General features: G+C 71.7%; 13 protein-coding genes. 10 read left to right on the forward strand and 3 right to left on the reverse strand.

All coding sequences use genetic code 11. The features are described 5' to 3' along the window. The first annotated feature begins 151 nt into the window (after window positions 1–151). The 4 genes from tig (at window position 152) to clpX (ending at window position 4788) form a co-directional block, all read left to right on the forward strand. Window positions 152–1696: a trigger factor gene (tig, locus tag QP090_RS36870; RefSeq protein ID WP_285944403.1), complete on the forward strand. Its 1545-nt coding sequence runs from the start codon at window positions 152–154 to the stop codon at window positions 1694–1696. A gap of 317 nt (window positions 1697–2013) precedes the next feature. Continuing rightward, complete coding sequence (locus QP090_RS36875; protein ID WP_285944444.1) at window positions 2014–2646, forward strand: ClpP family protease; 633 nt, start codon at window positions 2014–2016, stop codon at window positions 2644–2646. Window positions 2647–2745: 99 nt separating this feature from the next. Further along, a complete protein-coding gene (locus QP090_RS36880) occupies window positions 2746–3372 on the forward strand; it encodes an ATP-dependent Clp protease proteolytic subunit (RefSeq protein ID WP_285944446.1) in 627 nt (208 codons plus the stop codon). Window positions 3373–3513: 141 nt separating this feature from the next. Then, window positions 3514–4788 (forward strand): ATP-dependent Clp protease ATP-binding subunit ClpX, encoded by a 1275-nt coding sequence (gene clpX / locus QP090_RS36885; RefSeq protein WP_285944404.1) that lies wholly within the window; start codon window positions 3514–3516, stop codon window positions 4786–4788. Between the two features lie 218 nt (window positions 4789–5006). On the opposite strand, the gene QP090_RS36890 is transcribed toward clpX, so the two are convergent. Together QP090_RS36890 and QP090_RS36895 are read right to left on the reverse strand one after the other, a co-directional pair. After that, window positions 5007–5660, reverse strand: coding sequence for a response regulator (locus QP090_RS36890; protein ID WP_285944405.1), 654 nt, complete (start codon window positions 5658–5660; stop codon window positions 5007–5009). Further along, window positions 5657–6442: a sensor histidine kinase gene (locus tag QP090_RS36895; RefSeq protein WP_285944406.1), complete on the reverse strand. Its 786-nt coding sequence runs from the start codon at window positions 6440–6442 to the stop codon at window positions 5657–5659. Before QP090_RS36895 ends, QP090_RS36890 begins: the two co-directional genes overlap by 4 nt. Window positions 6443–6678: 236 nt before the next feature. Between QP090_RS36895 and QP090_RS36900 the strand changes: the two genes are divergently transcribed. Further along, entirely contained in the window at window positions 6679–7833 is a 1155-nt protein-coding gene (locus QP090_RS36900; RefSeq protein ID WP_285944407.1) for a hypothetical protein, read from the forward strand. Here the strand turns inward: QP090_RS36900 and QP090_RS36905 are convergent, their stop codons facing one another. Beyond that, window positions 7834–9102, reverse strand: a complete 1269-nt coding sequence (locus QP090_RS36905; RefSeq protein WP_349666538.1) for a folylpolyglutamate synthase/dihydrofolate synthase family protein — start codon at window positions 9100–9102, stop codon at window positions 7834–7836. A gap of 151 nt (window positions 9103–9253) precedes the next feature. On the opposite strand from QP090_RS36905, the gene QP090_RS36910 reads away from it, so the two are divergent. The 5 genes from QP090_RS36910 to mreC all read left to right on the forward strand — a co-directional run bounded on the left by QP090_RS36910 (window position 9254) and on the right by mreC (window position 14237). Next, a complete protein-coding gene (locus QP090_RS36910) occupies window positions 9254–10624 on the forward strand; it encodes a bifunctional folylpolyglutamate synthase/dihydrofolate synthase (RefSeq protein WP_285944447.1) in 1371 nt (456 codons plus the stop codon). Next, window positions 10621–11067, forward strand: coding sequence for a DUF4233 domain-containing protein (locus tag QP090_RS36915; RefSeq protein WP_285944410.1), 447 nt, complete (start codon window positions 10621–10623; stop codon window positions 11065–11067). The genes QP090_RS36910 and QP090_RS36915 overlap by 4 nt, the downstream gene beginning before the upstream one ends. A 370-nt stretch (window positions 11068–11437) precedes the next feature. Next, window positions 11438–11848 (forward strand): nucleoside-diphosphate kinase, encoded by a 411-nt coding sequence (ndk, locus tag QP090_RS36920; protein WP_285944411.1) that lies wholly within the window; start codon window positions 11438–11440, stop codon window positions 11846–11848. Window positions 11849–12085: 237 nt separating this feature from the next. Then, a complete protein-coding gene (locus QP090_RS36925; RefSeq protein ID WP_285944412.1) occupies window positions 12086–13120 on the forward strand; it encodes a rod shape-determining protein in 1035 nt (344 codons plus the stop codon). A gap of 115 nt (window positions 13121–13235) precedes the next feature. Next, entirely contained in the window at window positions 13236–14237 is a 1002-nt protein-coding gene (gene mreC / locus QP090_RS36930; RefSeq protein ID WP_285944413.1) for a rod shape-determining protein MreC, read from the forward strand. Window position 14238: the final 1 nt, after the last annotated feature.

Here is a 14238-nt window from a genome sequence, read left to right on the forward strand (position 1 = left end):
TGTCCGCAGGCCCCTCTTCTACCCCATAGACTTGGCGCGCGAAGGCGCGGAGCCGTATTTCGGCGTGCCCGCGCCAACCTGGAGACTGACTGGCTGAGTACGCGTCGAACGCCGCGGCCGAGACAGCGCCCGATCAAGGAGACCTACCCCAGTGAAGACCGATGTCGAGGAGTTGACCCCCACGCGGGTCAAGCTCACCGTCGAGGTTCCGTTCGACGAGCTCAAGCCGAATCTCGACAAGGCGTACAAGGAGATCTCGCAGCAGGTGCGGATCAAGGGCTTCCGGCCCGGCAAGGTCCCCGCCCCGCTGATCGACAAGTACGTCGGCAGGGGTGCGGTCCTACAGGAGGCGGTCAACGACGCGCTTCCCGAGCTGTACGGCCGCGCCGTCGAGGAGACCGAGATCTTCGTGCTCGGCCAGCCCGACGTGGAGGTGACCGAGCTCGACGACGGCACCCAGTTCGCCTTCACCGCCGAGGTGGACATCCGTCCCAAGTTCGACGTGCCCGACTACGACGGGCTGGAGGTGACCGTCGACGACGTCGAGGTCACCGACGAGCAGATCGACGAGACGGTCGACAACCTGCGCGAGCGGTTCGCCTCGCTCACCACCGCCGACCGGGCCGTCGAGGAGGGCGACTTCGCCACCGTCGACCTCGCCGCCGCGATCGGCGGGGAGGCCGTCGAGGACGCCTCGACCAGCGGCTACTCCTACGAGGTCGGCAGCAAGTCGGCCGTCGAGGGCCTCGACGAGGCGCTGCTCGGCCTGTCGGCCGGGGAGGCCAAGACCTTCACCAGCACCCTGGCCGGCGGCGAGCGCTCCGGCGAGGAGGCCGAGATCACGGCCACCGTGAGCAGCGTCAAGGTCAAGAACCTGCCCGAGCTCGACGACGAGTTCGCCCAGCTCGCCAGCGAGTTCGACACCATCGAGGAGCTGCGCGAGGACGTGCGCAAGCGGCTCGACCGGCAAGTCCGCACCCAGCAGCTCTCCGACGCCCGCGACAAGGCGCTGGAGGCCCTGCTGGCCAAGGTCGAGATCCCGCTGCCCGACCAGGTCGTGCAGGAGGAGATCGACCGCCGCAACCAGCAGCTCGAGCAGCAGCTCCAGATGGCCGGCCTGACCAAGGCCGCCTACCTCGAGGACGAGGAGAAGTCCGAGGAGGACTTCGACACCGAGGTCGCCGACGCGGCCCGGCTCGCGGTCAAGGGCGGCTTCGTCCTCGACCAGCTCGCCGTCCAGGAGGAGCTGGGGGTCGAGAACGAGGAGCTCAGCGAGTACGTGGTCACCCAGGCCATGCAGATGGGCGTGGCCCCGCAGCAGCTCGCCCAGTACCTCACCGAGAACAACCAGCTCCCCGCCATCGTGTCCGAGGTGCTGCGCAGCAAGGCGCTCAACCTGGTGGTCGAGCACGTCAAGGTCAAGGACGAGTCCGGCAACGAGCTCGACGTCGAGGCGATCCAGCGCGAGCTGAACGGCGAGACCGGAGAGACTGTCCAGGCCGAGGACGTGGACGTGGACGCGGACGGCGACGAGTCGTCCGACGCCGACGCCGACACCGCCGCCGGGTCCGAGACGGACGAGGGCGCGGTGCCCGAGGCGTCCGAGGCCGGGGAGTCCCCCGCGACCGCCGCTGAGACGGCGGCTGAGGAGACCCCGGCCGCCAAGGCGAAGGACGACGAGAAGAAGGACGCCTGAGGCGTCTGCGACCTTCTCTGGGCCCCAGGGGCGCCCCGTACCGGAACGAACCGGTGCGGGGCGCCCCTTTTTGGTGCGGGCCGCCGCGTCCCGGCCCGTGCCGGATTCCCCGTCGGGCCGATCTCGGGGCCCGCACCGCGTTTGAACCAGGTTTGCACCGGCCTTTGCGCGGACTTGACGCCCCCGGCCGCACCGGGGGGAGGCGGGAAGGTACGCCCCTGGCGAAAAGCCGCCCCTCCCGGCTTAAGCGGCCCTCGGGGCGCGTTAATGTCCAATCATCCGAACCGATAAAAGGACCGGAGGAACACCCGGTGAGCATGCCTCCGACTTTCGATGAGTCGTCGCGGATCCAGGCCCGGGTCGCCGAGGCGCCCCTGCTGCCCCTGGGCGACCAGCTCTTCCAGCGCCTGCTGCGCGAGCGCATCGTCTTCCTCGGCCAGCAGGTCGATGACGACATCGCCAACCGCATCTGCGCCGAGCTGCTGCTGCTGTCGGCCGAGGACGGCCGCCGCGACATCACTCTCTACATCAACTCGCCCGGTGGCTCCGTCACCGCCGGCATGGCGATCTACGACATCATGCAGTACGTCCCGAACGACATCGTGACCGTCGGCATGGGCCTGGCCGCCTCGATGGGGCAGTTCCTGCTCTGCGCCGGCACCACGGGCAAGCGCTACGCGCTCCCGCACGCGCGCATCATGATGCACCAGCCGTCCGGCGGCATCGGCGGCACGGCCTCGGACATCAAGATCCAGGCCGAGCAGATGCTGTACGTGAAGAAGACGCTCGCCGAGAAGATCGCGGACCACACCGGGCAGTCGCTCGACCAGATCGAGAAGGACTCCGACCGGGACCGCTGGTTCACCGCCGACGAGGCCAAGGACTACGGCCTGGTGGACCACGTCGTGCTGAGCGCCACCCAGGTGCCCTCGGCGGGCCCCGTCTCCTGACGACCTGAACCTGCTATCGGAGGCACTCAAGTGAGCGATCTGACCCGTCCCGGCTTCAGCGATCTGATCCGCCCCGGCATTCAGGCCGGCGGCGCGCCGATGCCGGTGCACAACCGCTACATCATCCCGTCGTTCGTCGAGCGCACCACGTACGGGGTCAAGGAGATGAACCCGTACAACAAGCTGTTCGAAGAGCGCATCATCTTCCTCGGCGTGCAGATCGACGACGCGTCCGCCAACGACGTGATGGCCCAGCTCCTGACGCTGGAGTCGATCGACCCCGATCGCGACATCAGCATCTACATCAACTCGCCCGGCGGCTCGTTCACCGCCATGACGGCGATCTACGACACGATGCAGTTCGTCAAGCCCGAGATCCAGACGGTCTGCATCGGGCAGGCGGCCTCGGCCGCGGCGATGCTGCTCGCGGCCGGCACGGCGGGCAAGCGGGCGGCGCTGCCGCACTCGCGGATCCTGATCCACCAGCCGGCCACCGAGGGCACCTACGGGCAGTCCAGCGACATCGAGATCCAGGCCCGTGAGATCATGCGGATCCGGGAGCTCGAGGAGCAGATGCTCTCCCGGCACAGCGGCAGGAGCATCGAGGAAGTCCGCAAGGACATCGAGCGCGACAAGATCCTCACGGCGGCGGAGGCCAAGGAGTACGGCTTGGTCGACGACGTCTTCGCAAGCAGGAAGCGGAAGGCCGAGGTAGTGTCGTCCTGAGACGGCGCGAGGACGTGGGAGGACCCCCAGCCCGGTCGGCACACTTCCGGGCGAGGGGCTTTCCAAGTCCGTTGGAGGCGGTAACGTCGAATCCAACTTCGAGAGCCTTCGGGACCGGCCCCACGAAAAGGAGACAGTTGGGTGGCACGCATCGGCGACGGTGGTGACCTGCTCAAGTGCTCGTTCTGCGGGAAGAGCCAGAAGCAGGTCAAGAAGCTCATCGCGGGTCCGGGCGTGTACATCTGCGACGAGTGCATCGATCTCTGCAACGAGATCATCGAGGAGGAGCTCTCCGAGACCTCCGACCTCAAGTGGGACAGCCTGCCCAAGCCGCGGGAGATCTACGAGTTCCTGGACTCCTACGTCATCGGGCAGGACACGGCCAAGAAGGCGCTTTCGGTGGCCGTGTACAACCACTACAAGCGGATCCAGTCCGGCGACCCGGGACGGGACGACACGGTCGAGCTGGCCAAGTCGAACATCCTGCTGCTGGGCCCGACCGGATCGGGCAAGACGCTGCTCGCGCAGACGCTCGCCAAACTCCTCAACGTCCCGTTCGCCATCGCGGACGCCACGGCGCTGACGGAGGCAGGTTATGTCGGCGAGGATGTCGAGAACATCCTCCTCAAACTGATCCAGGCGGCCGACTACGACGTCAAGAAGGCCGAAACCGGGATCATCTACATCGACGAGGTCGACAAGATCGCTCGCAAGAGCGAGAACCCGTCGATCACCCGGGACGTGTCCGGTGAGGGCGTCCAGCAGGCGCTGCTGAAGATCCTGGAGGGGACCACCGCGAGCGTGCCGCCGCAGGGCGGGCGCAAGCACCCCCATCAGGAGTTCATCCAGATCGACACCACCAACGTGCTGTTCATCTGCGGTGGGGCCTTCGCCGGGCTGGAGAAGATCGTCGAGTCCCGGGTGGGCAAGCAGGGCATGGGCTTCGGCGCGGTGATCCGCTCCAAGGCCGATTTCGAGGAGTCGTCGGCGTTCCTGGGCGACGTGATGCCCGAGGACCTGCTGAAGTTCGGGATGATCCCCGAGTTCATCGGCCGGCTCCCGGTGATCACCAGCGTGCACAACCTGGACCGCGAGGCTCTGATCAACATCCTCACCGAGCCCAAGAACGCGCTGGTCCGGCAGTACCACCGGCTGTTCGAGCTCGACGGGGTCGACCTGGAGTTCAGCGACGACGCCCTGGAGGCGATCGCCGACCAGGCCATCCTGCGCGGCACCGGTGCCCGCGGGCTGCGCGCGATCATCGAGGAGGTCCTCCTCTCGGCGATGTACGAGGTCCCGAGCCGCCAGGACGTGGCGCGGGTCGTCATCACCAGGGAGGCCGTCCTGGAGCACGTCAACCCGACCCTGGTGCCGCGCGAGCGCGCCAAGCGGGAACCCCGCGAGAAGTCCGCCTGACCCGAGCGGACGCGAACGGCGGAACATCGGAACGCCCCTCCGGCAGCCCCGGAGGGGCGTTCGGTGTTTCGGGCCACTGCGCGAGCGCGCTACCTGGCCGGAGGGTCGAAGCCGGAGGCGAGCCCCACCGGCCAGATCGCGGAGCGATGTCGCGCTCGCCCGAGCACGGTCGGCGTCCGAGCCGCCAGGCGAGGATGCCGGGCCGGGATCGAATAGAGCTAGCCGCGGTCGCCGAGACCGGCCTCGCGGGCCATCACGATGGCCTGGGCGCGGTCGGCGACGTGCAGCTTCATGAAGATGTTGGAGACGTGGTTGCGCACGGTCTTCTGGCTGAGGAACAGCGTGGCGGCGATCTCGGCGTTGCTGCGGCCCTGCGCGATCAGCTCCAGGACCTCCCGTTCCCGCTCGGTGAGCTGCGGGAACGCCGCCTGCCTGGGGTCGGGCATGTCGGTGAAGTAGGCCAGGACGCGGCGCGCGATCTCGGGCCCGTAGATGGCCTCGCCCGCCGCGACCGCCCGCACCGCGCGGGCGATCTCCTCGGCGCCCGACTCCTTGAGCAGGTAGCCGCGGGCCCCGGCGCGCATCACCGCGAACACCGAGTCGTCGTCGCGGAACATCGTCAGCACCAGCACGCCGATGCGCGGGCTGGTGCGGGTGATGGTGCGGGTGGCCTCGATCCCGTTGCCGCCCGGCATGTGCAGGTCCATCACCACGACGTCGGGTTGCAGTTCGGCGGCGAGCCGGACCGCCTCGGGCCCGTTCTCGGCCTCGCCGACGACGTCGGCGCCGAGCGCCTGCAACAGGTCGCGCAGCCCCTTCCGGAACACCGGGTGGTCGTCGGTGATGAGGACGCGGATGGCCTCTGTGCTCATGTTCGCCCGTCTCGTTCTGCCGGAGACCGATGGTAGCGGGGCACGGCGAGCGGCAGCCGCGCCGTCACCACCGTCCCGCCCCCGGTGCGCGAGGAGACGGTGCAGGTGCCGCCGAGCTCGGCGGCCCATTCCCGCATCGCGGCCAGGCCACCGCCGCGGCCCTGCCCGCCGTTGCGGACCGGGTCGGGGAGGCCGGTGCCGGAGTCGGCCACCATCAGGCTCAGATCGGTGCCGCGGGTCAGCAGCACCCGGGCGGTGGCGGCCCGCGAGTGCCGCCGGACGTTCGCCAGCGCCTCCCGGACGATGTGGAACGCGGCGACCTCGGTGGCGGCGGGCAGATCGGTCGGATCGCCGTCGAACCGGACGTCCACCCGGTCGCAGCAGCCAGCGGCGACCGACTCGATCGCCGCGACCAGCCCGAGATCGTCCAGCGCGGGCGGCCGGAGCCCGTGGGTGAGGTCGCGGAGGTCGCCGACGCTCCGCGTGAGCTGGTCGCGCAGCTCCGACAGCAGCGGCTCGACCCGCTCGGGCTCGTGCGCCATGGTGAGCCGCGCCGCCTCCAAGGACATGGCGAGGCTCGCGAGCGTGGGGCCGAGCCCGTCGTGCAGGTCGCGCCGGAGGCGGCGCCGCTCCTCTTCCCGGTTGGCCAGGATCTCCTCACGGGAGCGCTGGAGGTCGGCGGTCAGCCGGGCCAGCCGGGGGACGCCGGCCAGATGCGCCGCCGCCGCGCCGGCCGCGAACGCGCCGGCCAGGCCGGTGGCCCGCCTCAGGACCCGTCCCATGCCCTCGTCCTCCCCCTGCGCGCGCCTCTCGGACCACCCTGCCGTGCGGGATGACCCGGTGTCAGGTGACCGGTGTCCCGATCCCGGCGGGAACCCCCTTTTAGGCCCCGCCCGGTCACCGCGGCGCCGGGGCGGACGACGGCCTCCTCGGCCGAACCCCCGGCACGGACGGCGCGTCAGAGTTACGATCCGTCTGATCCGTTGGCCTTGGGCTTGATTTGACTCCCGGGAGTGCAATGGCCGATTCGCCCCCCCGACCCGACCTGCCGGGCCCCCCGCCCGGCGATGACCTGGAGGTCACGCAGATCGCCGAGGACCACGGCCCCCGAGTGACGGTCGTCCCCGAGCCGGGAGGCTCCGCCGGCGTCGCGCCCGCACCCTGGGGCGGATCGCCGCCCTGGTGGTCCTCGGCCGGGAGCGGGACGCCGCCGGCCGGTGTCGCGCCGGTCCAGGAGGGCCGTCCCGGGTTGCCGGACGCCACGGTCTCCAACTTCGGCCCAGGCCCCGCCCGGCTGGCCTCCGCGCTCAAGGAGGTCCAGGGGTCCGACACAGGCGGTATGCGGGCGCTGGAGATGCCCCAGCCGCTCGGGCCCTCGGCCATCGCGCCCCCCTCGAACGGCCAGCACCAGAACGGATACCAGAACGGGCAGCACCAGAACGGGCAGGCCAGGCACCAGGACGTCCTGGCGGCCGGCGGGCAGTCCGTCGTCGCCGTCCAGGCGCTGCCGTCCTGGGAGTCGCCCGGACCGCCCGGGTTGCGGGATACCGGCGCGCCCGGCTCGCGGCAGGCTCGCAAGCCCGTCCCCGGAATCGTGCTCGGGATCATTGCGGGCACGGCCCTGGCCGTCATCCTGCTGGTCGCCGTGATCGCGTTCCGGTCGGGGGGCGACGGCGGCGGCGACAAGGGGGCGGAGAAGACCGCCCTCAAGCCGAAGCGGCTGGTCGCCGCGGCCCCTGCGGCGGGCGGGCTCCTCAAGGACGCCGCGGACCCCGTCGCGAGCGCCGCCTACCCGTTCATCGCCGCGGCGGTCCGGGCCGGGGGAGTGCCCGCCCCGGGCGCGGCCACCGCCATGTACACCTCCAGACCGGAGGGGCTCGAGACCGTTCTGTTCATGGGCGGGACGGGCCAGGTCGGCGATCCGGCCGCGTTCCTTAAGAAGGCCCGCCCCAGCACGTTCATCACCGCCGAGGGCGCCGAGCCGGGCAAGGGCGGGGGACGGGCGATGTGCGGCACCTTCGCCGTGCTGGCCGACGTCCACCTCTACTGCGCGTGGGCGACCCGGGACTCGTTCGGGATCGTGGCCTCGGACGAGCCCGCCTCGTCCCCCGACACCGGCGCCATGGCCGACCTCATGCGCCGGATGCGCCCGGAGCTCGAACGGCACAAGTGATCACTCGTAGAGCCGCTCGGTGCCGGCGTCCACCAGATCCAGGACCAGCCCGATGAAGTAGACCGTGCCGAACGCCGCCACCCGCCGCCCGAGCCCGCCGACGGACTCCGCCGTGAGCGCCCCGGAGTCCAGCACCCGCCACCCGGCGGGCAGCGGGCGGGTGAAGCGCAGGTGGTCGTGCGGCAGCCGCACGTAGGTCACCGGCAGGCCGCGCAGCGCGGTGATCGCGCCGTCCAGGTCCTTGTGATCGGGCAGGCAGATCAGGACGTGGTCCAGCGCCCCCCAGCGGCTCAGCGCGGCGGACAGCGCCGCGGAGATCCCCTCGCGGTCGATCGCCGAGTCGGCCAGCAGCTCCGTCTCCGTCCCCGGGACGGTGTGCCAGGACAGGCGGCCGGGCAGCCGGACCGACGCGAGGACGGCGCGGAGGCGCTCGGGGGCCGGAGCCGGGCGACCGGCCAGATCGAGCAGCCGCCGCGCGGCGGCGGCCCCGAGCTCGGCGCCGGTGCGCGACAGCCCATCCGGCAGCGGCCCGGTCGGCGGCCCCGTCGCGGTCCGCGGCAGGGCGGGCGGCTCCGCCGGGGCCTGCGGAGGGTGCTCGATCCCGATGCCCGCGATGCCTCGCACCGTCGTGGCGAGGACGTCGGCGACCGGGCCGGGCTGCCGGGCCGAGAGGACGGCCCGGGTGCCCGGGGCGACGACGGCCGCCTTCTCCTCGGCGATCTCGGTCACGGAGCCGCCCAGGACGCCGAGGTGCTCGCCGAAGATCGGGGCGATCGCGACGACGTCCGGCGGGAAGAGCGAGACCTCGTCGGAGCGTCCGCCCATGCCGGCCTCCAGCACGAGGACGTCCGCCCGGACACGGCGGGCGTGCAGCACGCCCGCCAGGATGAACAGGCCGGACGGTGACAGGTAGCCGTCCGGACGGTCAGCCGGCAGTGCGTCCATGGCCTGTCCGAGCCGCTCGCCCAAGGAGCGGAGCTCCGCCTCCGTAACGGCCTCGCCGTCGATCCTGATCCGGTCCCGGTTGCTGCGGTAGCCGGGACTCGTCACGGTGCACACGCGTAGACCCGCGGCGCTGAGCACGGCGGAGGCGTATGTGGCGGTCGTCCCCTTGCCTTTCGACCCTACGACGGTCAGTACAGGGGCCCTTGGGGACAGGACGTCCAGAGCGGCGGCCAACTGGCGGGCACGCCGGACACTGCGGCCCTCCCCAGGGCCGCGGCCACTCCATTCGCGGAAGAACACCTCGTCGGTACTCACGACTCCCATGGTTCCAGTCCGTCCGGCACCCGCTCCCAGGGCGCCGGGCGGGGGCTGTGGACGGTGCCGAGTAGGCTGCGAAGGTCAGTTTCCGCCTGCATGGAGTGTCGTGAGCCAGGTAACCGATCCGCTCGACTACCAGGGCGCAGTCAGCGCCATCATGAGCCGCGGCGTCGAGTGGGAGATCGATCCCACGCTCGACCGGATCCGGGATCTGGTCGACGTCCTCGGCGATCCCCAGCGCGCCTACCCGGTCGTCCACGTCGCCGGCACCAACGGGAAGTCGAGCACCGCGCGGCTGATCGAAGCGCTGCTGCGGGAGCGGGGCCTGCGCACCGGCCTCTACACCAGTCCCGAGATGACCACGCTGCGGGAGCGGATCGCGATCGACGGCGAGCCGATCAGCGAGGAGCGGTTCGTCGAGGCGTTCCAGGACGTCTCGCCCTACGTGGACCTGGTCGACGGCAAGCACGAGGGACGGCTGTCGTTCTTCGAGGTGCTGACCGCGATGGCCTTCGCGGCCTTCGCGGACGCGCCGGTCGACGTGGCGGTCGTCGAGGTCGGGATGGGCGGCGGCTGGGACGCCACCAACGTGGCCGACGGGGCGGTGGCGGTGATCACGCCGATCGGGCTGGACCACACCCGGTACCTGGGCGACACCATCGAGGAGATCGCCGGCGAGAAGGCCGGGATCATCAAGCCGGACTCGGTCGCGGTCATCGGCCGGCAGCCGGTGGAGGCCGCCGAGGTGCTGCTGCGGCGGGTGGCCGAGACCGGCGCCACGGTCGCGCGCGAGGGCGCCGAGTTCGGCGTGCTGCGCCGCGAGGTCGCGGTCGGCGGCCAGCAGATGGAGCTGCGCGGGCTGCACGGCGGCTACGACGAGATCTTCCTCCCGCTGTTCGGCGAGCACCACGCGAGCAACGCCGTGACCGCGCTGGCCGCGGTCGAGGCGTTCGCCAGCGGTGCCCCGACCAAGGGCGAGGCCAACCTGGAGGCCGCCACCCGGGTCGCCCCGGGGGAGACCTACAGCACCGGGAACGAGGGCCAGCTCGACCCGGCCCTGGTCCGCAGCGGGTTCGCCAGGTCGGCCTCGCCCGGCCGCCTGGAGGTGGTGCGGTCGAGCCCGACCGTGGTGCTGGACGCGGCGCACAACCCGGCCGGGATGGCGGCGTCCGTCGCCACGATCACCGAGTCGTTCGCCTTCACCCGGCTGGTCGGCGTGTTCGCGATGGCCGCCGACAAGGACGTGGCCGGGGTGCTCGACCAGCTCGAGCCGGTGCTGGCCGAGCTGGTGGTGACGCGCAGCTCCTCGCCGCGCTCGATGCCGCCCGAGGAGCTGGCCGAGCTGGCCCAGGGGATCTTCGGGCCGGAGCGGGTGCACACCTCCGACCGGCTCGACGACGCGATCGACCATGCCATCGGGCTGGCCGAGGAGACCGGCGAGTACCAGGGCGCCGGAGTACTGATCACCGGCTCGGTGGTCACCGTCGGCGACGCGCGCATCCTGCTGCGCGTGGGGGAGGGACGATGAGCACGGACTCCGGCGGGGCGGCGGACCCCGCCCGCACCGAGGCCGCCGGGACCGCCCGCACCGACGCGGCGGGCGAGGTCCGCACCGAGGCGGCGGGCTCCGTGCGGGGCCGGGCGGCCAACCCGGTCGCGCGGCTGCTGTCGGCGGTGCTGGCCTGCGAGGCGATCGTGATCGCGCTGGCGATCCCGGTGGCGGTCTCGGTGCTGAACGTGGACGGCGCGCTGGCCGGGCTGGTGTGCGGCGGGCTCGCGGTGGTCTGCGTGCTGATGGCGGGGATGCTGCGCTTCCCGTGGGCGACTCCGGCGGGGACGGTGCTCCAACTCCTGATCATCGCGACCGGGTTCATGGTGCCGACGATGTTCTTCCTCGGCGTCCTGTTCGGCGCATTGTGGGCCACGGCCCTGTGGATGGGGCGCAAGGCGGAGGCCGCGGCGGCGCGCTGAATCCGCGGCGGCCGTGCCGCGATTCCGTCCGCCCGGGGATTCGCCTGCCGGGGATTCGCCGTCCGGAGTTTCGTCCGCTGGGAAAGGCGGACGGCGAAGACAGTTCACAATTCCGACAATTCGGTCTGCATTGGCCCGGTCGTGCGGCTCGTCCCGCAGAGGCCGCCGCGTCCACCCGGCGCGTACCGCCCGGTGCTTTTCGCGCGGCTCGCGATGACGGGCGGGCCGCCGGTGCGGCCGGCCGCACCGCACGCCCGCCGCCCCGGTCCGGGTAGGATTCGCCCGCAGTGGTGTGCGGGCCGTAGCGGCCCAGACCCCGTAGGACGGGGCGCGCCCACCCCATTCCACCGGTAAGAGGAGAGAATCACCCGTGTCCGAGCGCACTCTTGTCCTGGTCAAGCCCGATGGCGTCCGCCGTGGCGTCGTCGGCGAGGTCATCTCCCGGATCGAGCGCAAGGGCCTGAAGCTCGCGGCGCTGGAACTGCGCACCCTGGCGCGGGAGACCGCCGAGGCGCACTACGAGGAGCACTCCAGCAAGCCCTTCTTCGGCGAGCTGGTCGAGTTCATCACCGGCGGCCCGCTGATCGCGATGGTCGTCGAGGGCCCCCGCGCCATCGAGGCGTTCCGCGCGCTGGCCGGCGCCACCGACCCGGTGAGCGCCACCCCCGGCACGATCCGCGGCGACCTCGCGCTGGAGATCGGCGAGAACATCGTGCACGGCTCCGACTCCACCTACTCGGCGGACCGCGAGATCAAGCTGTTCTTCCCCGACCTCGGCTGACCCCCTCCCCGGGGGCGGCCCCGGGGAGGATCACGCCGGCCCGCCCTGTGCGGGCAAGGTCGACACACGCGGGCCGGAGATCTCCGGCCCGCGTGTCTTTTAATCGAAACTTTCCTGGTCAGCCCCCATTATTTAGGCGACGCGCGGCGGGGGGGTACCTGCCCGGCCCGGCTCCGGCGCGTTACGATGGGGGAGCCGCTCTCCACGCCCGCGAATCATGAAGGGCTCCCTTTCTTCATGGGTAACAAGCTGTCGTTTCTTGGCCGTGACATGGCGGTCGATCTGGGCACCGCGAACACGCTGGTATACGTCCGCGGGCGCGGCATCGTCCTCAACGAACCCTCCGTCGTCGCGATCAACACCAACACCGGAAAGATCGTCGCGGTCGGCATCGAGGCCAAGCGGATGATCGGCCGCACCCCGGGCAACATCGTCGCCGTCCGCCCGCTGAAGGACGGCGTGATCGCCGACTTCGACGTGACCGAGCGGATGCTGCGCTACTTCATCCAGAAGGTGCACAAGCGCCGGCACTTCGCCAAGCCGCGCATCGTCGTGGCGGTGCCGAGCGGCATCACCGGGGTGGAGCAGCGCGCCGTCAAGGAGGCCGGATACCAGGCCGGCGCCCGCCGCGTCTACATCATCGAGGAGCCCATGGCCGCCGCGATCGGCGCCGGGCTGCCCGTCTACGAACCCACCGGCAACATGGTCGTCGACATAGGGGGCGGCACCACCGAGGTCGCCATCATCTCCCTCGGCGGCATCGTCACCAGCCAGTCCGTCCGGGTCGGCGGCGACGAGCTCGACCAGGCGGTCATCTCCTTCTCCAAGAAGGAGTACTCCCTGATGCTCGGGGAGCGCACCGCCGAGGAGATCAAGATGGCCATCGGCTCGGCGTTCCCCGCCGGCAAGGACGAGCCGCACGCCGAGATCCGCGGCCGTGACCTGGTCAGCGGGCTGCCCAAGACCGTGGTGATCTCCGCCGAGGAGGTCCGGCGCGCGATCGAGGAGCCGGTCAACGCGATCGTCGACGCGGTCAAGACCACGCTCGACAAGTGCCCGCCCGAGCTGTCCGGCGACATCATGGACCGCGGGATCGCCCTCACCGGCGGCGGCGCACTGCTCAAGAGCCTCGACGAGAGGCTCCGCGAGGAGACCGGCATGCCGATCCACCTCGTCGACAACCCCCTCGACTCGGTCGTGCTCGGCACCGGCAAGTGCGTCGAGGATTTCGAGTCGCTCCGGCAGGTCCTCGTACCGGAACGCAGGCACTGACCCCCTTCGGCCACAGCACGGGGCCGGCCGTTCGCGGTGAGACGCGGACCGGCCGGCCGATCCCCGGAGGTCTGGGGGTCGTGCCCCAGCGGAATCGGAGACGGGAGGTCAGCGGGTGAAGGACACCCGGCGCACCCGCGTGGTCCTCAGCGTGCTGCTGGTGACGGCGCTCGCGATGATCACCGCGGACTACCGCGGCGGCGACCACTCGCCGCTGGGCGGGCTGCGCGGCGTCGGCGCGGCGGTCTTCGGCCCGGTCGAGCGGGCCTCGGCGGCGGTGGTGCGGCCGGTCGGCAACACCCTCGACGCGATCACCGACGCGCCCGGCGAGCGGCGCCGGGCGGACCGGCTCCAACGCGACAACCAGCGGCTCCGCGAGCGGCTGCGGGCCGGCCACCTCGACCAGGACCGGTCCGCGCAGCTCACCCGGCTGCTCGGCACGGCGGGCACCGGCGGCTACCGGATCCGGGCCGCGCAGGTGATCTCCGCCGGGCAGGGCTTCGAGGACACCGTCACCATCGACGTGGGGAGCCGCTCCGGCGTCCGCCGCGACATGACGGTGATGAGCGCCGACGGGCTCGTCGGCCGGGTCACCCGGGTCGGGCCCGCCACCGCGACCGTGCTGCTGGCCACCGACGTCACCTCCTCGGTCGGCAGCCGGCTGGAGGACTCCAAGGAGATCGGGATCGTGCAGGGCCGGGGCCGCCGCGGCCTCGGCAACGGCGGGCGCACCCCGCTGCGGTTCCAGCTCCTCGACGCCAACGCGCCGATCCAGGTCGGGCAGCGGCTGGTCACGCTCGGCTCCCAGGGGGAGAGCCCCTACGTCCCGGGCGTGCCCGTCGGCGTGGTCGAGGAGATCGGAAACCCGGCCGGCGGGCTGACCCGCACCGCCTACGTCCGCCCGTTCGTGCGATTCACCAGCCTCGACGTCGTCGCCGTCGTGGTGGCGGCGCCCAAGACCGACCCGCGCGATGCCGTGCTGCCCCCCGCGCCGGCGAAGCCGAGCCCGTCCGCGAGCCCGAGGCCGTCCGGCCCGGCGGGCTCCCCGGCGAGCGGGAAGCCGGGCCGCACGGGCCGCCCGGCCCGCCCGACCACCGAACCGACCTCGGGGGACTGAT

This window comes from Actinomadura xylanilytica, assembly GCF_030283145.1.
GTDB classification, from domain to species: Bacteria; Actinomycetota; Actinomycetes; order Streptosporangiales; family Streptosporangiaceae; genus Spirillospora; species Spirillospora xylanilytica.